We start from the raw sequence: 21,439 nt of genomic DNA, 5'->3' as shown, positions 1-21,439 counted from the left end.
GCTACGCGTGCGCAAAGGCGTTGTTGCGCAGTGACACGTTAAGAGTGTGATAACGCTTTACGCGCGGCTTCAGCGAGAAAGTGGCTGCGGCTGTTATAGCGCGCATCATTCCCCACGGCCTGATCTATCTTCTCAATCAACAAGTTCGGCATAGTGATGTTGATGCGCTCAGATTTACCCAGATAACGCGTAATATCGATCTCAACATAAATCCAAATTCCTGTCTGGCTAAAATCGGTTATCCACTTCTGCGAAGGTTCGGGAATGAGCATGCCTTTCTCTGCCATTAATTCAAAATGCGCACTCAGCGCTGACTGGGCATCGTAAAGGGTGTGCTCAGGTGTATCTCCAGCAAAGTAGCAGCCGGTTACGTCAGGGAAGAAACCGCTGGCAGAGCCATCAACATCAATTTCAACAAAGGCGGGATACAACATAATGTTCACCTGTGGCTGAGTTTAGTAGGGCGTAATCGCGCTATTTAAGTTTGGCGTCCTTCAAAATCTGCATCAGCGTGCCTGTTTTTAGGTCCTTTCTCGGGTGCGGAACGGTGATGAGATAACTGAAATCAGGATGGGAGAACTGATGATGACTGCCTTTGATTCTTTCAAGACTCCATCCGGTGTTCACCAGCATTTTAATTAGCTCAGAGCTTTTCATCGCCATCCCTGCCATCAAATTATACACACGATACACACCCATGCAATCGTCCTGCCTTGCTCATGGCATGCTTAACCGCGCTTAAGTTAACCTGATGACGTCAAAGTTGCGGCAGAGCTAAAGTGCAATTTGTGCAGCGTATTCCTATCACTTTGCGTTGCTTTACAATTCACTTCATGGAAGTTTGAATCAGTTAACATTTACGTGCTGATGGCAGTGTGAATTAAAGACTAAACCGCTATCTTCAGCGCTTACGATTCAGGAGGTGGTATGCAAGGTGTAATCAAGTTCGTCAAAGGCTGGCTGATTTTTTCCCTGTTGTGGGGCATTTTTATGTGGTTTGTTTCGTGGCAGGCGCAGGGCAAAGAGATCGGCATGGTGATCGTGATGAGCTTGTATGCGGGATTAATTTATCAGGCGCTGATGACCATGGTTGCACGATACAAAGCACGGCGCGCGCAAGTTTAGTTGTACACAACTGACTACAGAGCTTTGCGGCAAGTTGACGCTGATTTGCACTTACTCGGGCAATCTGAGCCGACATATCTCAGCTTGCTGGTAAAAAAACGATGGGAAAGAAGGTTATCGCTGCGTGGTTTTTTCTGCTGCTGTCCGTGGCTGCTTGCGCCCAGCCTTCAGGCGTAATTACGCTCACCATGCCGCACGATCGTCATTTGAAGATGGAAAACAGCACTGCAGATGTGGCTGAAACGCCGGATGAACATATTCAGGAACGCGTTGAGGATGTTGGACATCGCCGATAAATTGGGGCCTTAAGGCCCCATTTACAGATTACTTACGTCCGAGCAGAAAACCGACAATCACACCAATGCTTGCTGCAACTGCCAGGCCGGTCGCGGGATTATCGCGTACCGATTTCACCACACAATCCGCTGCATCCTGAACCGCATAGCTAGCCTGAGCCGGATAACGACGCGCCGCACCTTTGGCTTGCTGACGGCGTGAACCGGTGAATTCGCCAAATTTTTCCTGAACGGCACCTGCCGCTTCATTCAATTTTGCTTCCGCTTTGTCGCTCATAATTACTCCCTGATCGTGGTGAATGTCCTGTAAAGCGTAGTCAGAGAAACTGCAGGCAGCAAATGACGCAGCGGTAAAGGTTGTAACAGCAGTTTGCAGTACGCGAAAATTCTGCGCGCAGCAGAAGGGTGGGAACGCAAGGGACTGAACTTAGGTTTTTCCACGATAAGCCGGATACCAGCTCACAAGGAAGTGACGCAGATGATCAAAACACCATTCGGCATCGTCGGCCTGCTGGCAGTAATAGCGCAAGGTCACTTTTTCATAACGCATGTGGCGCTGCTGCAGCGGTGACCAACCCCAATCCAACACGGCACGCGCATAATTGATCAGCGTGCCGCTCTGCATATTGTGCTGCTTCTCTTGTCGGCTGAGGTAGATTTCAAACGCCTGATCGAGGCTTTGTGTTTCTTCCGTGTTAAAGCCTGCAGTTGTCGGACGAAATGCCACATCGATAAAGCCGCACACGCCGTCGTCACGCTGCTGCCAGTCGCAGGCCAGCGTCATAAACAAGCCCTCCTGCAAATTGACCTCTTCCAGTAGGCGCCGCATATTTTCGGAATGTTTACCGGCGGTGATCTCATCAATACGATCGGTTTCCAGCGTCAGGTCGAATCCACAAGGATTCACCGAGCCATCCGCATTAGTACTGGCCGGGAAGGGGAAATCGATATAACCGTTGTTATCCAGACTCTTTTCCATCAGGCAGGTCCGCAGCGTGAGATGGTCAGACAATAAACCATCTCGCACTGCGACGCACGGCTTATGGGCACGTCCAGGTGATCATGGTGTTCTGATAGGGATTGATCAGGCGGAACTGTTTATCAGACAGCCGTTGCGCGTAGAAGCCTTCTGCGGTGATGGCCGAAGGCACGTACTGAAAGCGATCGGTAGAGTGCAGCGTGCCGCTTTGCACCTTCACGCCGTCGCGCGAGACGGCGAAGGCGTTCACCAAATCAAAGATGCGCGCCTGCGTATTGCCCATCGATTGTCCATAAATCGTCGACACTTCGCCCGGACAGTCGACACCTTTCGGTGCGGAACTGCAGCCAGCTAAAACTAAAAGGGTGAGTACAACCGTGATTCGCCACATGAGCACCTGCTTCATTCCCTGGTTTGCAATGGCACGCCAATGCGTACTGATAAGTGGATCATAGCAGGTCTGGCGCTGCTTCCCATTTGTCATTTGTATAATCGTTAAGCGGAAGGAATGTAAAGGGGTGACTTTACTAGCAGAGAAACGGTATTCTTGCCAGCGTTGCGCACCGGGTAAGCAAAACAAGGGTAAATTAATGAAAGAAGAAGAAGCGAGTTTAATGATTCTTCAGCACGCGATCGACAAATTAGAAGCCGACAAAAAGAAGCAGGTAATGAACTGCGTAGCGGCCATTCAGGAAGTGATGCAGCGTTTTGAAGCCGAAGAGGCCGGGCTGGCATTGATGTTGGTCGCGGCGCAAGTGGCTGCTGAGTAGTTCCTGCTCCCGCGAAATTTCGCCACGTTTGATGTACCAGGCTTTGCTGCTGTTAGATAACGTTCATGGAATGCAGCAGCAAGGCCAATCACTCCACGAAATCATCATTTAACCTCAGCGGAGAACCCAATGAAGGCGATAGTTATGGCCGTTGGCGTGCTGGCTTGTCAGATTGCGCCCGCCTGGAGCGAAACCGAATATCAAATTACCTGTCCCGGCCGTCCCACCATGACGGTATCGCGTGCCGAGTATGGTTTGAGTACCTTAATGTGGCCGACGCGCCACTTCCAGATCGCTGCTGGTCAGCAGCGCACCAGCCTGAAAGGCGGTGACAAAGTTGCCATCACCCGTTTTCGTAATGGCGACCAGTTAATCGTGAATAAAAATAACGATGAAACCTTCTTCGTCTACGCCAACAGCAACAAGCTGTTGCCCTGCAGCCGTACCGATAAGCGCGATGCACAGATTCTTTCGCTGGAACGCTACGACGACAGCGCGCGCCCAAATTCGTGAGTTAATAACCCTGTTTGATCAGTTGCCGCTGGCGCAAATCCAGCGGTGATTGTTCTGCCTCATCGATGGCTGCCAGCCAGCTCTGCAAATTCACTTTGGCCCACGACAGATGTCCGCGCGTGGTGCTCATCAACACCACATCGGGACGCAATGAGCGATAAAGCTCAAGCGACTGCTGCAGTTCGGTAGGATTGCTGTCGGGCATCAGCACGCTGATCCAGCGGTTATAGTCGCGGGTCAGCGTATCGCCGACAAACAGATAAGTCTGGCCGAGCGGCGAGTGATAGAGATAGCTGCTGCTGCCGGGCGTATGTCCGGGCGTCGGCAACAGGTGAAAATCGCCGAAGTGTGTCTCTTGTTGGGTAAAGGTTTCGTCAGGCTCAATCACTAAACTAACCGGTCCCAGCGAACGACTGTGACAATAGAGCGCACTATTAAAGCGCTGCTGAATGGCGATCGCGCCCGGTGCGGCTTCATGCCAGTGGGTCAAATAGTGGCGAATCACGCCGCCGGCATCGTTGAGGAATTCATGGTCGAGTGGATGCTCCACGCGACCAATCAATAAATTGCCGCGTGGGTGGCACAGCATAAAGCCATGCATCATTAGATCACTCGCCGTCTCTTCGGCGGGGAATTCTGGCGTGGAGATCCACAAGTCGTCGTACAGTGGCTTCATTGTCGGTCTCCTGCGGCAAAACGTTAGCGCAATGTCGGGTGGCCGGTGAAGGCGAACTGTGCTTCTCCATTCTCAATCTGCAACGTGGCGCTGGCACCCAGCGGCAGCGTCACGGTATCGGCATCGTGTCCAAAAGCCAGATCGCTAATCACCGGAATCTGAAACTCATCACGGATGCGCTGCCACACGGTGGAAAAATCAAAACCGTTGTCATACGCCGACAGCGATGTGCTGGTGAAGCTGCCGGTAATAATCGCTTGCTGGCGCGACAAAATGCCACTCTGCTGCAGCTGAATCAGCATGCGCTCGATGCGGAATGGATGTTCGTTCACATCTTCGATCACCAGAATCCCGCCTTCGATTTGCGGCATCCACGGCGTACCAATCAGCGAGCAAATCATCGCTAAATTGCCGCCCCACAAGGTGCCTTGCCAGCGGCCGTGATCCGGGCTTGCGCTCGGCCAGCTTAGATTGACTGTAGGTGAAGTTAGCGTTTGCCAAAAGTGCGACTCGGTAAAATCAGATAATGCCTCTGCACCAAAGTTACCGGCCAGCATCGGACCGCTGAAGGTAATCAGGCCGATTTGCGCCAGTAACGCCAGCTGCAGAGCGGTGAAATCGCTGTGGCCGCACAGCGCCACCGGTTGATTGAGCAATCGACGTTGCAGACCCACGTAATCGATCTTATCCAGCAAGCGTGAAGTGCCATAACCGCCACGCACCGCCAGCACGATATCAGGCAGCGCCTCCAGCGTAGCCAGCGCATTGATATCATTCAGCCGCTGCGCATCATCGCCAGCAAAGCGTTGAAAGCGGCGGGTGATGGCGGAGAGATTCTCAAGATGATGGCCTGCGGCCTGTAAACGATGCACCGCACGTTGGGCGGCGTCCTGATTGTGGCAATAACCGGAAGGGGCGATAAGACGTAGCGTGCGGGGAGTAACCATAACTTCCATCCTGCTGTAGAGTGGCCTGCCGATGATGACGAAATGCGTTATCGAAGTCACGGTAGCATAAGGTTTTTTACCGATTTAGGATAAACGGTAATTTTGCATCGCGCTGCGCCAGGTATGATAGCTTGCGCCAACCCTATTGCGGAACCAAAAATCAGTGAAAATTCGCCTACTTATGCTTTCTGCACTGCTGCTTGCTGGCTGTTCAAGCGAGCCGGAAAAACCGGCACTGCCCGAGAAGAATACGCCGTTGACCCAGGCACCGCCGTCGAAAGTGAATGATGCATGGTCAATGTTTACCGAAGATGCCGCCAGTCATTATGGCGTTGATGAGAAGTTAATCAGCGCCATTATTAGTGTCGAATCCGGAGGCAATCCCACCGTGGTGAGCCGTTCCAATGCGGTCGGTCTGATGCAAATTAAGGCTTCGACTGCGGGCCGCGAAGTCTATCGCACTCAGGGCCGTCATGGTCAGCCATCCTCTTCCGAGCTGCGCGATCCGGCGAAGAACATTGATATCGGCGCCGCCTACCTGAAAATTTTGCAGGACTCTGCATTAGCCGGGATTCGTGATCCGCTGACGCTGCGTTACGCCACCATTGTCTCCTACGCCAACGGCGCGGGCGCCTTGCTGCGGACCTTCTCGCGTGACCGCGACCGTGCGATTGCGATGATTAATTCCATGACGCCGGACGAGTTTTACCAGCACGTACAGAACAAACATCCGGCGGCGCAGGCTCCGCGTTATCTGTGGAAAGTCACCACCGCCTACCGCACCATTGGTTGAATGTAGGGTCGCCATTCATGGCGACCTTATCAATAACCCCACCAAACTAACCCTCCACCAACATTCTCGCCGTCGGATAATCCACAATCAGCACCTGCACATAACCACCACGTAACGCCCCGCGAATCGCCTGCGCTTTCTCTTTACCGCCCGCTAACGCCACCACCTGCGGACAGCGTTTCACCTGCGCCAGCTCCATGCCAATCACCGGATCTTCCTCTGCACTCAGCACCGGCTGACCATCGGCGTCAAAATAGTGCAGGCAGATATCGCCCACCGCGCCGCGTTCGGCCAGCGTTTGCAACATCTCACCGTCGTAATAGTTACCGGAGTTGCGTAGCAGGGCGGAAGGCTCGAGATCGCCGATGCCGACAATCGCCAGATCCACCTGATCAAACTTTTCCAGTACCACCGCGACATCGGGATTAACCGACAAACGCTGGCGATCCTGCACAGAATGCTCAATCGACTGCGACGGCAGCAGCCACGCCGGACAATCCAGCAGCGCCGCCAGATTCTGCGTCAGAATCGTGGCCTGCACATTGCCGTTGGCGCCCACGCCGCCCAGCAGCTGAATCACGCCTTTGCACGGCGCGCTGAGCGGATGCAGCGCATCCACCATCGCGCGAATCGTGCCGCTCCAGGATGAAATGCCGATCAGCTCATCGGCGCGCACCCGCGTTTCCAGATAGTGCGCGGCAGCGGAACCGATCGCCTGTTTAATCTGCAACGCCGACGCCTGATCCGGCACATCCACCACAATCACCTGCGGCAGTTGATAGAGCTGCTCAATGGCTTTTTCCAGTTCAGGGAACACATTGGCCGGCGGCACAACGCTGATCTTCACCACACCTTCTTTCACGCTGCGATTGAGGATGCGCGACACAAAGGATTGCGACAGCTTCAGCAGCTGCGCAATGTCGGACTGCTTCCTGCCTTCCACATAATAAAGCGTGGCGATTTTCACCATCAGCCGCTGTTCATCCTGTTTTGCCATGGTTTTTTCTCTCTCTTAACCTGCCTGGTATTGTTAATCAGCCTGTCATAAATAACAACGCAGAACATTTTGTGATCGTTTTCGCTTTTTGAGGATCGGGCAATGGACGTGCTCAGAAAGCCAGCGCATAGTCATTATGCATATAAAATCGCAATTGAATATATATTCAATCGGAGATAACAAATGAAAGCCTCTGTCCTCAAAGTCTCTCTACTTGCTTCAATCATGATGATCTCGGCGGCGTCGCTGGCGGCGGATAAGGGGTTGCTGGCCATCATTACGCCATCACATGACAACCCGTTCTTTAAAGCGGAAGCCGATGGCGCGCAGGAAAAAGCCAAAGCGCTCGGTTACACCACGCTGGTGGCCTCACACGATGATGACGTGAATAAGCAAAACCAGCTGATCGAAACCGCCATCGCGCGCAAAGCCAAAGCCATCATCCTCGATAACGCCGGTGCGGATGCCACGGTTGGCCCGGTGCAAAAAGCCAAAGATGCCGGCATTCCTACCTTCCTGATTGACCGCGAAATCAACAAAACCGGCATTGCCGTGGCGCAAATCGTCTCCAACAACTACCAAGGCGCACAGCTCGGAGCCGAGAAGTTCGCCAAACTGCTGAACGGCAAAGGGGATTACGTCGAGCTGCTGGGCAAAGAGTCGGATACCAATGCGGGCGTGCGTTCGCAGGGTTATCACGACGTGCTGGATGATTATCCCGATCTGAAAATGGTGGCGCAGCAGAGTGCCAACTGGAGCCAAACCGAAGCCTTCAGCCGCATGGAAACCATCCTGCAGAAGAACCCGAATATCGTTGGCGTGATCTCCGGTAACGACACCATGGCGCTCGGTGCGGAAGCGGCGCTGAAAGCGGCGGGCAAAACCAATGTGATTGTGGTCGGCTTCGACGGCAGCGATTACACCCGCGACTCCATCCTTAATAAAGGCAACATCAAAGCCACCGTGCTGCAGCCGGGCTGGGATCAGGCGCAGATGGCCGTTGAGCAGGTGGATTACTACCTGAAGAATGGCAAAGCGCAGAAAGAGGAGAAGCAGCTGATGGATTGCGTGCTGATTGACGACAGCAACGCCTCGAAGCTGAAAACCTTCAAGCTGGCGCAATAACATGGAGGTCGGCATGAAGGGGAAAGCGCTGAGCGGCATGCTGGTGGCGCTGCTGACGCTGATGTTAGCCGCCTGCACCGTGGTGGATCTGGATGCCGACGGCAAACCCATCATGCCGAAAGATCCCAACGCCAAACCGGGCTATAGCGATCAAACGCCGCAGCAGATCGCGGAGTCAAGCTGGGCCAGCCGCGTGCAGCAGCCCGCTGAGAAGCAGGCGCTGAGCTGGGCAGATATGGAAACCAAAAGCCATACCGTCAAAGCCGGCGGCAGCGAAAGCGTGTTTGTGCGTGCAGCGGGCACTGTGACGGCGTTTGACAACAGCAACGATCGGGAACGCAGCCTCACCATGACCATCAACGGCAAGCCGGTGAAAGTGTTGATTGGTCCGGTGCTGCGCGGCAACGCCATCCGCGATGCGGCCGGTTTCCGCTTTGAAGAGTTCACCAATCAGGTGCAATACGCGCAACTGACCAAAGCACTGAATCGCCATGCGGTGAAACAGCTGCCAGCGGTGGATGCCAGCTGGGTGGGCAAACCGGCGCAGGCGCTGCTTGCCGTCAGCATGGGCGCAGGCACGGTGGATGATGTGGTGGCGATTCAGCTGAAGCAGGGGAATCCATAATGAGCGACGAGATCATTCTGCAGGCCAATCAGATGTCGATGCTGTTCCCCGGCACCTTAGCGCTGGATCGTGTGGATTACCGCGTGTGGCGCGGCAAAGTCAACGTCATCATCGGCGAGAACGGCGCGGGGAAATCGACGCTAATGAAGATTCTCGCCGGCGTGCAGCAGCCGACCAGCGGTGAGATGTTCCTCAACGGCACCAAAGTGGCTTTTCACAGCACGCGAGACGCCGCGCGCCACGGCATCGGCATGGTGCATCAGGAACTCAACCTGTTTGAAAACCTCAGCGTGGCGGAAAATATTTTCCTCGGCCGCGAAATTCAAAGCGGCATCCGGCCCATCAATGAAGTCGAGCAGAAACGCCGCACCGCCGCGCTGATGCAGCGCCTCGATCAGCCGATTTCACCGGATGAGAAGGTTGGCAGCCTGAAGGTCGGCCAGCAGCAACTGGTGGAGATCGCCAAAGCGCTGGCGGAGGACGCCGACATTTTGATCCTCGATGAACCGACCTCGGCGCTGAGCAAAACCGAAGTGGAGATCCTGTTTCGGGTGATCCGCGAACTGACGCGCCAGGGCGTTTCCATCATCTATATCTCGCATCGGCTGGAGGAGCTGATGGCGATTGGCGATGTGATCACCATTCTGCGCGACGGGCGTTTTCAGGCTGAAGCGCAGGTCAGCGATATCGACGTGCCGTGGATCGTACGCGAAATGCTGGGCAGCGAACCGGTGGGCACCTTTCTGCCGCCGGACCGCCAGTTTGGTGCGCCGGTGCTGGAAGCTGAACACATCACCTGCGTCAGCCCGAACGGCAACACGCTGGTGGATGATGTCAGCTTTCAGGTGCGTTCCGGGGAGATCGTCGGCATTTACGGGTTGATGGGCGCAGGACGCACCGAGTTGTTTGAGTGTTTGCTCGGTACGCAGCGTAACTATCTCGGCAAGCTGTGGCTCGACAGCAAACCGCTGCCGACGCGTCTGCCGACCGCAGAACGTATCCGTATGGGCATGAGTCTGGTGCCGGAAGATCGCAAACGCTCGGGCATTTTTCCCATCTCATCGGTGGCGAGCAATCTCACCATCGCCAGCCTTTGGCGGCGTCTGTCGCATCGCACGGTGATTTCAGAGGAGGCGGAACGCGAAGTGGTGTCCAGCACCGTCGGCAATCTGGCGATCAAAATCTCTTCGCCAGATGTCGCCATCAGCGCGCTGAGCGGCGGCAATCAGCAAAAGGTGGTGATTGGCCGTTCGCTGCTGACCAATCCGCGCTTGCTGCTGTTGGATGAACCAAGCCGTGGCATCGACGTCGGGGCCAAAGGCGAAGTGTTCCGCATGATGGTGAAGCTGTCCGAACAGGGCATTGCGGTGGTGTTCTCCACCTCTGATTTGAAAGAGATCATGGCCGTTGCCGATCGCATCATTGTGATGTCCGGCGGCAAATTAACTGCTGACCTGCCGCGCGCTGAAGCGGAAGAGGCGGCGCTGGTTAAAGCAAGCGCACAAGGGTTCTGATATGAAAAACAACGGCGCGCTCGCGCTCGCATCGCCAGCTAAAGCGTTCAACTCACGCGAAAGCCTGATATTGCTGCTGCTCAAACTGCGCACCTTTATTGCGCTGTTTCTGATTGTCGGTTTCTTCGCTATCACTGTGCCCGATTTCCTCGCGGTGGGCAGCATGGTGATCATGGTGAAACACATCGCCATTAACGCCTTCCTCGCGCTCGGCATCACATTTGTCATCATCACGGCGGGCATCGATCTCTCCATCGGCGCCACGCTCGGCCTGTGCGGCATGATCGCCGGTTGGTTGATCACCAAAGGCATTGTGTTGCCGATGTTTGGCATCGCCATCTTCCCCAGCGTGTGGCTGATCGTACCGATTGTGTTGCTGATTGGCGGCCTGATTGGCGCGGCAAACGGCTGGATCATCACGCGCTATAACGTGGCACCGTTCATCTGCACGCTCGGCACCATGTACATTTTGCGCGGCACGGCGATGCTTACGTCAGGCGGCGAAACCTTTCCCGGTTTACAGGGCAATGAAATGCTCGGCAATACCGGATTCGACAAAATTGGCGCGGGCTATTTTCTTGGTTTGCCGTGGGCCATCTGGATGATGGTGCTGCTGGCGCTGGTGATTGCCTATGTCGCGCGCCGTCTACCGTTTGGTCGTCAGGTTTACGCGATTGGCGATAACGAACGCGCTGCTGAACTCTCGGGCGTGAAAGTGAAGTCGGTGAAAATCTGGGTGTATGCCATCTCCGGTTTCTGCGCGGCAATTGCCGGCATCGTGGTTTCGTCTCAGCTGGTAGCCAGCCATCCGGCGAACGGAACCTCCTTTGAAATGAACGCGATTGCCGCAGTGGTGCTGGGCGGCACCTCGCTGGCCGGTGGACGCGGCACCATTCTCGGCACGCTGATTGGTGCCTTCGTGATCGGCTTTCTCGCCGACGGTTTGATCATGATGGGCGTGAGCGAGTTCTGGCAAATGGTGATCAAAGGCATCGTGATTATCGTGGCGGTGATCATCGACCAAATGCAGAGCCGCATGCAGCAGAAAGCGGCGGTGGTGGCGCAGAAAGCGTTGATTGAGGAGGGCGGTAGCCCGGCAAAAGGTTAATCGGTTGGGTGCAGGCGCTGATTGTCTGCACCTTTTTTTCTCCATCACGAATAAATATTCATCCATGCTTTAAAATTCAGAGGTGTCTATGAATCCTTTCAAATATTCGGTAGCGGATCTGGCAGCGAAAGCGCGCGCCGTGCGCCGCCGCATCATTCAGCTCAATGCGGGCAGCCCGGCGGGCGGGCATACCGGTGCCGATCTCTCACAGGTGGAGATCCTCACCGCACTCTATTTTCGCATTCTTAACTGCGCGCCGGATCGCACCAACGATCCGCAACGCGACATCTATATCCAGTCGAAAGGCCACGCGGTGGGCGGTTATTACTGCGTGCTGGCAGAAGCCGGTTATTTCCCGACCGAATGGCTGCCGACCTATCAGCATTCGGATTCACATCTGCCGGGCCATCCGGTGCGTCAAAAAACGCCAGGCGTTGAGCTGAATACCGGTGCGCTGGGCCACGGTTTACCGGTGGCGGTCGGCATTGCGCTGGCGGCGAAGAAAGATAACAGCGACCGACGTATTTTTGTCGTTACCGGCGACGGTGAGCTGGCAGAAGGCAGCAACTGGGAAGCGGCGCTGGTAGCGGCGCATTACGGCCTCGATAACCTGGTGATCATCAACGACAAGAACAAGCTGCAGCTGGCGGGGCACACGCGCGACATCATGAACACCGATCCGTTGCCGGATAAATGGCGCGCCTTTGGTCTGGAGGTGAGCGAGTGCAACGGTAATGACATGGCGGCGGTGGTTGAGGCCATCGAAAACCTGCCGCGCAACAGCGGCAAGCCACAGGTGATTGTGGCGCACACCGAAAAAGGCTTCGGCATCTCCTTTATTCAGGGCAAACCGGAGTGGCATCACCGCGTGCCGAAAGGGGAAGAGATTGAGTTGGCACTGGAGGAGTTGAAAGATGAGTAATGCAAAACACCTGGCGACGGTAATGGTCGAGGCATTTATTGATGCGGTTAATCGCGGCGTCGATTTAGTGCCGGTGGTGGCCGATTCCACTTCAACCGCCAAAATTGCGCCCTTTATCAAAGCCTTTCCCGATCGGCTGGTTAACGTGGGTATCGCCGAACAAACGCTGGTGGGCACCGCCGCTGGTCTGGCGATTGGCGGCAAAGTGGCCGTAACCTGTAACGCCGCGCCGTTCCTGGTTTCGCGCGCCAATGAGCAGGTTAAGGTCGACGTCTGCTACAACAACACCAACGTGAAATTGTTTGGCCTGAATGCCGGTGCCAGCTACGGGCCGCTCGCCAGCACCCATCACAGCATCGATGACATTGCGGTGATGCGCGGCTTCGGCAACATCGAAATTTACGCGCCATCCTGCCCGCTGGAGTGCCGACAGATTATTGAGTATGCGCTGGCGCATGTTGGACCGGTGTATATCCGTTTGGACGGTAAAGATCTGCCGCAGCTGCACGATGAGAACTACCAATTCCGTCCTGGCCAAATCGACGTTTTACGTGAAGGTCATGACATTGTGCTGGTGGCGATGGGCTCGACGGTTCACGAGGTGGTTCACACCGCCGAGCAACTGCATGAGCAAGGCATTACAGCAGGTGTGATCAGCATTCCATCGATTCGACCTTGTGATACCCAACAGCTGCGCGAGCTGTTAAATCACTATCCAGCGGTAATTACCGTGGAAGAACACAACGTCAACGGCGGCGTCGGCAGCCTGGTGGCAGAAGTGCTGGCGGAAGGCGGCTGTGGCATCCCGCTGCTGCGTTTGGGTATCCCCGATGGCGAATACGCGATTGCGGGCGATCGCGCCTCAACCCGTGCCCGACATGGCATTGATGCCGCCAGCGTAGTGAAGAGTGCAGCGCGCATCTGTGCAGGAGCGTAAAGATGGCAGGTTCGGTGATACTGGCAATTGATGAAGGCACCACCAACGCGAAAGCGATAGCGGTTGATCGTGGCGGGAACGTGGTGGCGCGTGGTAGCCAGCCGTTGACGCTGGAACATCCGCAGCCGGGTTTGGCGGAGCAGGATCCACTGGCGATTTGGCAGGCGGTTAAACAGGCGGTGAGCGATTGTCTGGCGCAGTGTGCGGGTGCGCAAGTTGCGGCAGTGGCGATCAGCAACCAGCGCGAATCGGTACTGATCTGGCAGCGACATAACGGTCAGCCGCTGACGCCGCTGGTCAGCTGGCAGGATCGCCGCTCGGAGGCGTTTTGTCGCGATTTGCGCGTGGCGGGTAAAGCGCCGCGCATCACTGGGCTTACCGGGTTGGCGGTCGATCCGATGTTCCCGGCCGGTAAGCTCACCGGCATGCTGGCCGCGCTGCCGAACGGATTTTCTCGCGCGCAGGCCGGTGAACTCTGTATCGGCACCGTGGATAGCTGGCTGAGCTGGCAGCTGAGTGGCGGCGAAAGCTTTGTCACCGATCATGCCAATGCGGCGCGCACCCAGTTATATAACCTGCACAGTGGCGATTGGGACGAGGAACTGCTAGCGCTGTTCCATATTCCCCGCGCGGCGCTGCCGCAGATTGTGCCCTCGGCCAGCGAGCAGAGTGTAGTGACACGTAACGATATTCCCGGTTTAGCGCCTGGCACGCCAATTCTGTCGCGCATCGGCGATTCGCACGCCGCACTGCAAGCGCAGCGCAGTGGCAGCGAAGAGGTGGTCAAAGCCACGTACGGCACCGGTTCGTCACTGATGATGTCGATGGCGACGCCGCTGCTAACGGAAAATGGCCTCAGCACCACGGTGGCGTGGCACGACGGCACGCTGCGCTATGCCTTTGAAGGCAATATTACCCACACCGGTTCCGGCGCGGCGTGGCTGGGCCGCATGCTGGGCATCAAGGACCCACGAGAACTCACCGCGCTGGCGCAGCGCAGCGAACACAACCAGGGCATCTATTTTGTACCGGCGCTCTCTGGTCTCGGCGCGCCCTGGTGGGATTTAAAAGCGCGCGGCATGGTGTGTGGTTTGACCGATGCTGCAACGCCGGAGGTGCTGGCGCGCGTGGCGCTGGAATCGATCACTTTCCAGATCGCCGACGTGTTTTTTGCCATGGAGCAGGCCAGCGGCGTGCAACTTCCTGCGCTGTGCGTGGATGGCAGCGCCACGGAAAACGGCTGGTTGATGCAGATGCAGGCCGATGTGTTGCAGCGGCCACTGAAACGCGTACCGACGGCCGAAGTTTCTGCGCTGGGTGCCGCGCTATTAGCGGGCCGCACCTTAGGCTGGTGGCAGCAGGGCAGTGAGATGCAGGCGTTGCAGGGCGGCAGCGTAATTATGCCGCGTGAAGATCAGGCGAAAAGCATGCAAGAGAATTATCACGGCTGGCTCGATGCGGTGGCGCGTTGCCGTTATCAGCCACGATGATGGGTGCGGTTTTGTGCAAATCTGGGGTAGTGGTCGCCATGAGTGGCGTAAAGCCGCTCAGTTAAGCATTAATCTACATATGTATGCAGGTGCGCATGAATGCGCACCCTACGAAAAACGCGCCAATCCTTTGTAGGGTCGCCATTCATGGCGACCGATTCACGCCTGGCTGACAAGCATTACGCCATAAAATTGAACGAAGCTATTGGAAACGGTTGGCCTTATCACGCGCCAGACGTTCCAGCGCAAAAATTACCTGCTGCAGCTGGCGTTCCTGAATCGGCTCGATGGCGGTAAAGCGGAAGCTGAGGCGCGGTGTGACGCGAGTTTCATTCTTGCTGGTCACCATGGTGCGCTCACCAATGTGCAGCAGCTGTGCGGTCACCTCAAAGTGACCGTATTCAGCCAGGTCAACGCGCAGCTTTTTAAAGGTATCGCCGCGATTGAGGCCTTCTGGCAGCGCTTCGTCCAGCAGCACGCCCACGCCGCCCAATGACAGATCCTGCAGGCGAAAACGCGCAGTGGTTCCATCCGGCCACTGGCTGTGGCAATAAAAAACCGGTTCCAGCGGCGCATTGACACGGAAGAACTCACGGCGTTGAATCTGCCACACCAGTTCGGGTAGTGGCGCAGCAAAAGCGGGCAAGCCTTCGAATTCGATACGCTGTAAACCGATTAAGCTAAATTCGACTTTGGCACCGTGCGTTTCGGCAAAGATATTCACTTCACCACCTTGCAGCGCTAAATCGTTATCCAGCGCGTTGCTGCCAAGGTCAAAGATCACCTGATCTTCATCGGCTGACAGCATGCGGCTGATAAACTGACCGCGCGAAAAATTCACCATCAACGGGGTTTGAAAACGCAACAGATCCTTCATCACGCCCAAAACCGCTAACGTGCCTCGCTTGAGGTATTGTTCTTTATCGGCTTCTCCCACGTCCTGCTCCACTTATCCGATTGTTATTTTCACGACTGACAATGCTGTTCGTCAGTTATCGGCGTGGCTGCGCTAACCTTTAGTTAGCTAACGATTATTTACTGCGGTAAGTTGCGAGGCAGATCATAAAATCCCGTCTATACTAGAGGCGGTGAACACATTGATTAATAACGTAAGGAGCAGTACATGGGTATTCTTTCATGGATTATTTTTGGTCTGATTGCCGGGATTATCGCGAAGTGGATTATGCCGGGTAAAGATGGCGGCGGCTTTATCATCACCGTGGTTCTGGGTGTGGTTGGTGCGGTTGTCGGTGGCTGGATCAGTACCCTGTTTGGTTTCGGTAAAGTTGACGGTTTCAACTTCGGTAGCTTCGTGGTGGCCGTGATTGGTGCCATTGTGGTGCTGTGGATTTACCGTAAAGTACGAAGTTAACAGCATAGAGATTTGATGAAATCCGCCATTCCGTAAAGGATGGCGGATTTTTTTATGTCTGATTAAAAGTCGTAGCCCACCGTAGCCATCACAGTACGCTCGGCACCGCGATAGCAGTAACCGGTGCCATAACAAGCGGCCAGATACTTTTTATCAGTCAGGTTGTTGGCATTCACCTGCAGCCATGCGCCTTTCAGCTGTGAGTTCCATGCGCCCAGATCGGCGCGAACTGACGCATCAAACAGCGTCACGGATGGCAGACGCGTGGTGTTCTCGTTATCCGCCCACTGTTTGCCGATATAGCGCACACCGGCGCCGGCGCTCAAGCCGTAGTCAAACTGATAATGTCCCCACAACGATGCCATGCTGTTCGGCGTGACATACGGCGTATGACCATCGTTACCGTCCACCGAATCTTTGAAGCGCAGATGATTCAGCGTGTAGCCTGCGATGGTGCTGAAACGCTGCGTCAGCTGATTACGGGCTTCGAGTTCAATCCCCTGCGAATGCACTTTGCCCGACGGCGTGTAGGTGCCGTCCAGCACGTTACGGTTGGCGACATCGTCCTGGGTCAAATCGTACAGCGCGATTGAGTACATATCGCGCGTGCCTACCGGCTGATATTTCACGCCCGCTTCATATTGCTCTGAGGTGGTCGGTTTCAGCTGATTGCCCTGCGGATCGGTTAACGAAGCTGGCGTAATCGCCTGGCTCCAGCTGACGTATGGCGAGATGCCGTTCTCGAAGGCATACAGCAGCGCGGCGCGGCCGCTGATGTGATCGTCCTGACGACGGCTAGTGCCGTTTTCCGACACGATGCGGTCATAGCGTCCCGACAAATCCAAATGCCAGCGATCGAGCTGCAACTCATCCTGCAGATACAAACCGGTTTGATAGTAGCGGCGCGTCTGCGATGTCCAGTCGAAGTCCGGCATGATGCCCACTTCTTCGCCGTTCCACGCATTCAGCGCGCTGGCGGCACCGCTGGCTTTGGTGATGTCATTTTTATAGCGATGGTATTCCGCGCCCAGCGTCACGCGATGCTGCACCGCGCCAGTAGCAAAATCGGCCTGCAAGCGGTTGTCATTCGCCCATGCGCTCAGTGATGAACGCTCGCCGGAGTAGTAACGGTTTAGCAGGTCAGGATTCGTTGCGTTCCAGCCAATTTGATAAACCTGATCGAGATCGGTATTCGAGTGGCTGTAGCTGCCGGTGGAGTATACCGACCAGACTTCGTTGAAGCGGTGTGAGAAGTCATAGCTGTAAATCTGCTCGCGACGTTTGAACTGATCGAGCGAACTGTCGCCTTCGTAGAAACTGTCGCTCAACTTGCGGCCGTTATGGCTGTAGAGCGTGCCTTCCGCCGGTACCGAACCGTGATAGCCGCCGGATGGATCTTTCTGCAGATAGGCGCGCAGCACTAAGTTGGTGTCTTCACTTGGCTGCCACATCAGCTGAGGCGAAATCGCATATTTCTCTTCGCGGGTGTGATCGTACTGCGTATCGCTGTTGCGCGTGATGCCGGTTAAGCGAAACGCCCACTGATCGTTGATGGCGTTGGTGTAATCAAAGGCGGCGCTGTTGGTGGCGTTGGTGCCGCTCGACAGGCGGAAGTGACCCTCTTCGGCAAACTGCGGACGCTTGCTCACCATGTTCACTAATCCGCCCGGCACCGTTTGGCCGTAAAGCGCGGAGGAGGGACCTTTGATCACATCAATGCGATCAAGGAACCAGTTGTCCACCTGCAGGATGTTGAAGCTGCCGCCGTCACTCATTACGCGCAGGCCATCGAGGAAGGTGTTGTCGACATCGCCGCCGTGGAAACCACGCAGCGCGATGGTGTCGTAACGCGTGGCGGCACCACCAAAGTTGGTGAACACGCCCGGCGTGTAACCCAGCGCCTGATTGAGATCCTGCGCGCCCTGATCTTCCATCTGCTGACGAGTGACTACCGAAATTGACTGCGGCGTGGTAATCAGCGGCTGATCGCTTTTGCTGGCGCCGCTGCTCCGCGTGGCGAGATAGCCCTGCGTCGGCGAGGTGGCGCTCTCTTGCGGTTGCGCCGTGACGACAATCGACTCTTCGGCGAAGCTTGCAGCGGGTAAAGCCAGCGCAAGCGCGCACAGAACGCGGCCACGGTTAAGGGTAAACAGCGAGGTCATGAGAGGTTCCTGATATTTTAATGGGAATAGCTATCGATATTAGATTGAGAATTATTATCTTTTGTCGCGAGTGTTTCAAGATGTGAGTTTGTTGTAAGAGGGTTGTGAGGAAAATGCACAGGCAGGGCGGGATTCGCGTGCGAGCATATGAGGCTGTAGGGTGCGCATTAATGCGCACCTGATTTAATGGTCGCCATGAATGGCGACCCTACAACGGTTACATATGGATCAGGAAAAACGTTACTTCGCGCTACTCAAAACCGGCATATTCGGGATATCGCCAGCGTTATTACAGGTTTTGTCTTTCGGGCAGTACTTATCGAGCAGCTTTAGCGTCACACCGTTGGTCCAGCCGAAGCCGTCCTGCAGCGGATATTCACCGCCACCACCACCGCCCAACTGCGCACCTTCAACCACATATTTCTCGACCAGCTTATGCTCCTTGTCATAGGTTGCCTGCACGTTCTGCAGGAAGCGCTGACCAATCTGCTGCGCCAGTTTCGGCTGCTTGTAATGCTCAAGACCTTCCACCGCCACCCATTGCAGCGGCGCCCAGCCGTTTGGCGCATCCCATTGCTGGCCGTTATTCACCGTAGTAGTCACCAGGCCGCCCGGTTTCAGCAGCTGTTTTTCGACGGCGGAAGCGGTGCGCTCAGCTTGCTTATCGCTCGCCACCTGCATATAGAGCGGGAACAGCGTGGCGGCGGTCAGCTGTGAGTGAACCTGCTTCTTCTGGAAATCGTAATCGGCGTACCAGCCTTTTTTGTCATCCCAAAGATAGCGATTGATCGCCGCCTGACGTTTCTCGGCATCCGCCGCGAACTGTTTGGCTTTGTCATCCTGCTTATCCAGTTTGGACGCTTTAGACAATGTCTGTTCGAGGTGGAAAATCAGGCTGTTAAGATCGACCGGCGCCAGCTGCGTGGTGCGGATGGACGCCAGATTGTGCGCATCGGTGAACCAGCGCGAACTGAAATCCCAGCCTGATGCCGCGCCAGCACGCAAGTCGCGATAAACCTGCTGCTTATTACGATCCGGCGCTTTATTCGCGGTGTTGACGTCATCAAGCCAGGATTCGGTGCGCGGTGCATCGCGATCGTCCCAGTAGCGGTTAAGCAGCGTGCCGTCACTGAGTTTGATCACGCGTTTGCTGGCCTGGCCGGCTGCCACTTTGTCGCTGTCCGCCATCCAGTAATCGTACTCTTTCTGCAGCTGCGGCAAGTATTGGCGATAGACATCGTCGCCTTTGTGCGTCGCCAGCAAGTCAACCATCAGGCTGAAGAACGGCGGCTGCGAGCGGCTGAGATAGTAGCTGCGGTTGCCGTTGGGGATATGGCCATATTTATCGAGTTCGGTGGCGAAGTTATCCACCATATCCTGCACGCGATCCCAGTTACCGCTCTCCGCCAGGCCGAGCATAGTGAAGTAGCTGTCCCAGTAATAGACTTCGCGGAATCGGCCGCCTGGCACCACGTAAGGTTTCGGCAGCGGCAGCAGCGAATCGTACTGACTGGCACTTTGCGCGGTGCGTGTCAGCACCGGCCATAAACCGTTGATGTGCTCGCGCAGGCTTTGCCCGGCGGGCGGCACATATTTGTCTCCCTCTTTTGGCAGCGTGAAGTTGCTGTCGACAAAATGCTTGAGATCGAAGTTGCGCTGGCTTTTCTGCATCTGCCAGTCGGCCAGAATCGAAGAGGGATTGGATTTCGGCACCGCATCGGCGAAGGTTTTCTGGTCCGGATAAAATTTCGCCTGCTGCACGGCATTGAAAAGCGGTCCCAGACGCACATCTGGCGGCTGCGGTTGGTTGCTGAGCATGCGGCTTTGAGCGTCGGCGTGTGCGTTGCTGGCAGCGGCCAGCAACGCAGCGCTGAGTAAAAAGGTCAGACGCGCGGGCGTGAATACGGCATTTTTTATCATCGGTTTTTCTCCTTGTCCGAAAAGGTGGTGTGCTAACGCATTGACCACCCGAACAACTTTAGTCGCAATCGCACCGCTTAGCCTTGTACAGCGGTGGAAATGTGAAGCGCCCGGAATTAATCACGCGAGAAATTGCATCAAGGCTAAGGTTTTTGCTTGCCCTGTTCGGCTATTTGCCTGAGGCTGAAGCAAAAAAAAGGAGAGTCGAATGGAGATTATCTGGTATCACCCGTCGCTGGCGCCGCAGGGCTGGCTGGAAGGTTTGCATCAGCGTTTACCTGAGGCGCGCGTGCGTTACTGGCAGCCGGGCGACAACGCGCCGGCCGATTACGCGGTGGTGCGTTCGCCGCCGGTTGAGATGCTGGCGGGGCGTCAACTGAAAGGCGTGTTTGCCATGGGCGCGGGCGTGGACGAGATCCTCAAGCAGCTGCGTGACAATCCACAAATGCTGGCTGACAATGTGCCGTTATTCCGCCTCGAAGATACCGGCATGGCGCGCCAGATGCAGGAGTACGCCAACTGGTGCGTGCTAGGCTGGTTCCGCCGTTTCGCGGAATACCGTCAACTGCAGCAGCAGGGGCAGTGGCAGGAGCTGGATGGTTTGGATCGCGAGAACTTCACCATTGGCGTGCTCGGCGCGGGCGTGTTAGGCCGCAGCGTGCTGGAGAGTTTGCGTCAATGGGGCTTCCCGTTACGCAGCTGGAGCCGTTCGCCGAAGCAGATCGACGGCGTGCAAAGCTTCCATGGCCGCGATCAACTCAATGCGTTTCTGGAGGGCACGCAGGTGCTGATCGATCTGCTGCCTACCACGCCGGAAACCACCAACCTCATTGATAGCCAGCTGCTCAGCGCGTTGCCGCGCGGTGCCTGCTTCCTCAATCTGGCGCGCGGTGCGCATGTGGTGGAAGCCGATCTGCTGGCGGCGCTGAACAGCGGTCAATTGGCCGCCGCCGCGCTGGATGTGTTCCAGACCGAGCCGCTGCCGCACGATCATCCGTTGTGGTCTCATCCGCATGTCACAATCACGCCACATACTGCAGCGATTACCTTGCCAGCCGAGGCGATGGATTACATTGCGGATGCCATACTTGCTCTGGAGCAAGGTCAACAGCCGGGTGGTTTGGTCGATCGCCAGCGCGGTTATTAATTCACATTGGGTCAGGAGATG

25 protein-coding genes are annotated in these 21,439 nt (G+C 55.8%); 14 read left to right on the top strand and 11 right to left on the bottom strand.

Translation table 11 applies throughout. The features are described from left to right. Positions 1-38 precede the first annotated feature (38 nt). Positions 39-434 (bottom strand): type II toxin-antitoxin system HicB family antitoxin, encoded by a 396-nt coding sequence (locus BM323_RS01715; protein ID WP_008108182.1) that lies wholly within the window; start codon positions 432-434, stop codon positions 39-41. Between the two features lie 40 nt (positions 435-474). Beyond that, the gene (locus tag BM323_RS01710; RefSeq protein WP_036649445.1) at positions 475-657 is read right to left on the bottom strand and encodes a type II toxin-antitoxin system HicA family toxin; all 183 of its coding nucleotides are present in this window, start codon (positions 655-657) and stop codon (positions 475-477) included. A 270-nt stretch (positions 658-927) separates the two neighbouring features. Between BM323_RS01710 and BM323_RS01705 the strand changes: the two genes are divergently transcribed. Next, entirely contained in the window at positions 928-1,125 is a 198-nt protein-coding gene (locus BM323_RS01705) for a DUF6404 family protein (protein ID WP_008108184.1), read from the top strand. Between the two features lie 101 nt (positions 1,126-1,226). Continuing rightward, on the top strand, positions 1,227-1,421 hold the full coding sequence (locus tag BM323_RS01700) for a hypothetical protein (protein WP_036649441.1): 195 nt from the start codon (positions 1,227-1,229) through the stop codon (positions 1,419-1,421). Between the two features lie 28 nt (positions 1,422-1,449). On the opposite strand, the gene BM323_RS01695 is transcribed toward BM323_RS01700, so the two are convergent. The 3 genes from BM323_RS01695 to BM323_RS01685 form a co-directional block, all read right to left on the bottom strand. After that, on the bottom strand, positions 1,450-1,698 hold the full coding sequence (locus tag BM323_RS01695) for a CsbD family protein (RefSeq protein WP_007891510.1): 249 nt from the start codon (positions 1,696-1,698) through the stop codon (positions 1,450-1,452). A gap of 150 nt (positions 1,699-1,848) precedes the next feature. After that, positions 1,849-2,400 (bottom strand): hypothetical protein, encoded by a 552-nt coding sequence (locus tag BM323_RS01690; protein WP_008108185.1) that lies wholly within the window; start codon positions 2,398-2,400, stop codon positions 1,849-1,851. 61 nt (positions 2,401-2,461) lie between these two features. Further along, complete coding sequence (locus BM323_RS01685; protein WP_008108186.1) at positions 2,462-2,791, bottom strand: hypothetical protein; 330 nt, start codon at positions 2,789-2,791, stop codon at positions 2,462-2,464. 199 nt (positions 2,792-2,990) lie between these two features. Between BM323_RS01685 and BM323_RS01680 the strand changes: the two genes are divergently transcribed. Both BM323_RS01680 and BM323_RS01675 read left to right on the top strand, forming a co-directional pair. Continuing rightward, positions 2,991-3,170, top strand: a complete 180-nt coding sequence (locus tag BM323_RS01680) for a hypothetical protein (protein ID WP_008108187.1) — start codon at positions 2,991-2,993, stop codon at positions 3,168-3,170. 129 nt (positions 3,171-3,299) lie between these two features. After that, positions 3,300-3,683 carry a hypothetical protein gene (locus tag BM323_RS01675; RefSeq protein WP_008108188.1) on the top strand — a complete coding sequence of 128 codons (384 nt, stop codon included), beginning with the start codon at positions 3,300-3,302 and terminating at the stop codon, positions 3,681-3,683. 1 nt (position 3,684) lies between these two features. On the opposite strand, the gene BM323_RS01670 is transcribed toward BM323_RS01675, so the two are convergent. Both BM323_RS01670 and ldcA read right to left on the bottom strand, forming a co-directional pair. Then, positions 3,685-4,359, bottom strand: coding sequence for an MBL fold metallo-hydrolase (locus BM323_RS01670; protein ID WP_008108190.1), 675 nt, complete (start codon positions 4,357-4,359; stop codon positions 3,685-3,687). 23 nt (positions 4,360-4,382) lie between these two features. Next, the gene (gene ldcA, locus BM323_RS01665; protein ID WP_008108191.1) at positions 4,383-5,306 is read right to left on the bottom strand and encodes a muramoyltetrapeptide carboxypeptidase; all 924 of its coding nucleotides are present in this window, start codon (positions 5,304-5,306) and stop codon (positions 4,383-4,385) included. A gap of 163 nt (positions 5,307-5,469) precedes the next feature. Here ldcA and emtA point away from each other — a divergent pair, with 163 nt between their 5' ends. Beyond that, the gene (gene emtA, locus BM323_RS01660; RefSeq protein ID WP_072093393.1) at positions 5,470-6,099 is read left to right on the top strand and encodes a membrane-bound lytic murein transglycosylase EmtA; all 630 of its coding nucleotides are present in this window, start codon (positions 5,470-5,472) and stop codon (positions 6,097-6,099) included. Positions 6,100-6,145: 46 nt separating this feature from the next. Here the strand turns inward: emtA and BM323_RS01655 are convergent, their stop codons facing one another. Next, positions 6,146-7,096 (bottom strand): sugar-binding transcriptional regulator, encoded by a 951-nt coding sequence (locus BM323_RS01655; RefSeq protein WP_008108192.1) that lies wholly within the window; start codon positions 7,094-7,096, stop codon positions 6,146-6,148. Between the two features lie 183 nt (positions 7,097-7,279). Between BM323_RS01655 and BM323_RS01650 the strand changes: the two genes are divergently transcribed. From BM323_RS01650 to BM323_RS01620, 7 genes are all read left to right on the top strand, one after another. Next, positions 7,280-8,221 (top strand): D-ribose ABC transporter substrate-binding protein, encoded by a 942-nt coding sequence (locus BM323_RS01650; protein ID WP_008108193.1) that lies wholly within the window; start codon positions 7,280-7,282, stop codon positions 8,219-8,221. A 13-nt stretch (positions 8,222-8,234) separates the two neighbouring features. Beyond that, positions 8,235-8,846, top strand: a complete 612-nt coding sequence (locus BM323_RS01645; protein WP_008108194.1) for a DUF2291 family protein — start codon at positions 8,235-8,237, stop codon at positions 8,844-8,846. Continuing rightward, on the top strand, positions 8,846-10,360 hold the full coding sequence (locus BM323_RS01640) for a sugar ABC transporter ATP-binding protein (protein ID WP_008108195.1): 1,515 nt from the start codon (positions 8,846-8,848) through the stop codon (positions 10,358-10,360). Before BM323_RS01645 ends, BM323_RS01640 begins: the two co-directional genes overlap by 1 nt. Position 10,361: 1 nt before the next feature. Beyond that, the gene (locus BM323_RS01635) at positions 10,362-11,468 is read left to right on the top strand and encodes an ABC transporter permease (RefSeq protein WP_008108196.1); all 1,107 of its coding nucleotides are present in this window, start codon (positions 10,362-10,364) and stop codon (positions 11,466-11,468) included. An 88-nt stretch (positions 11,469-11,556) separates the two neighbouring features. Next, complete coding sequence (locus BM323_RS01630; protein WP_008108197.1) at positions 11,557-12,390, top strand: transketolase; 834 nt, start codon at positions 11,557-11,559, stop codon at positions 12,388-12,390. Continuing rightward, the gene (locus BM323_RS01625) at positions 12,383-13,327 is read left to right on the top strand and encodes a transketolase family protein (RefSeq protein WP_008108198.1); all 945 of its coding nucleotides are present in this window, start codon (positions 12,383-12,385) and stop codon (positions 13,325-13,327) included. Before BM323_RS01630 ends, BM323_RS01625 begins: the two co-directional genes overlap by 8 nt. Before the next feature lie 2 nt (positions 13,328-13,329). After that, on the top strand, positions 13,330-14,817 hold the full coding sequence (locus BM323_RS01620) for an FGGY family carbohydrate kinase (protein ID WP_008108199.1): 1,488 nt from the start codon (positions 13,330-13,332) through the stop codon (positions 14,815-14,817). Between the two features lie 202 nt (positions 14,818-15,019). On the opposite strand, the gene BM323_RS01615 is transcribed toward BM323_RS01620, so the two are convergent. Then, complete coding sequence (locus tag BM323_RS01615) at positions 15,020-15,754, bottom strand: flagellar brake protein (RefSeq protein WP_008102735.1); 735 nt, start codon at positions 15,752-15,754, stop codon at positions 15,020-15,022. Between the two features lie 186 nt (positions 15,755-15,940). Here BM323_RS01615 and BM323_RS01610 point away from each other — a divergent pair, with 186 nt between their 5' ends. Continuing rightward, positions 15,941-16,189 carry a GlsB/YeaQ/YmgE family stress response membrane protein gene (locus BM323_RS01610; protein WP_008102737.1) on the top strand — a complete coding sequence of 83 codons (249 nt, stop codon included), beginning with the start codon at positions 15,941-15,943 and terminating at the stop codon, positions 16,187-16,189. Between the two features lie 62 nt (positions 16,190-16,251). Here BM323_RS01610 and BM323_RS01605 read toward each other — a convergent pair whose 3' ends face one another. Next, positions 16,252-18,351 carry a TonB-dependent siderophore receptor gene (locus tag BM323_RS01605; protein WP_008102740.1) on the bottom strand — a complete coding sequence of 700 codons (2,100 nt, stop codon included), beginning with the start codon at positions 18,349-18,351 and terminating at the stop codon, positions 16,252-16,254. Between the two features lie 240 nt (positions 18,352-18,591). Beyond that, complete coding sequence (gene treA, locus BM323_RS01600; protein WP_008102742.1) at positions 18,592-20,271, bottom strand: alpha,alpha-trehalase TreA; 1,680 nt, start codon at positions 20,269-20,271, stop codon at positions 18,592-18,594. Between the two features lie 208 nt (positions 20,272-20,479). Here treA and ghrA point away from each other — a divergent pair, with 208 nt between their 5' ends. Then, positions 20,480-21,418, top strand: a complete 939-nt coding sequence (gene ghrA, locus BM323_RS01595; protein ID WP_008102744.1) for a glyoxylate/hydroxypyruvate reductase GhrA — start codon at positions 20,480-20,482, stop codon at positions 21,416-21,418. The last annotated feature ends 21 nt before the right edge of the window (positions 21,419-21,439 follow it).

Origin of the sequence: Pantoea sp. YR525, from assembly GCF_900116775.1 — a bacterium.
In the GTDB taxonomy this organism is placed as follows: domain Bacteria; phylum Pseudomonadota; class Gammaproteobacteria; order Enterobacterales; family Enterobacteriaceae; genus Pantoea; species Pantoea symbiotica.
This window is presented reverse-complemented; position numbering and strand designations above follow the sequence as displayed.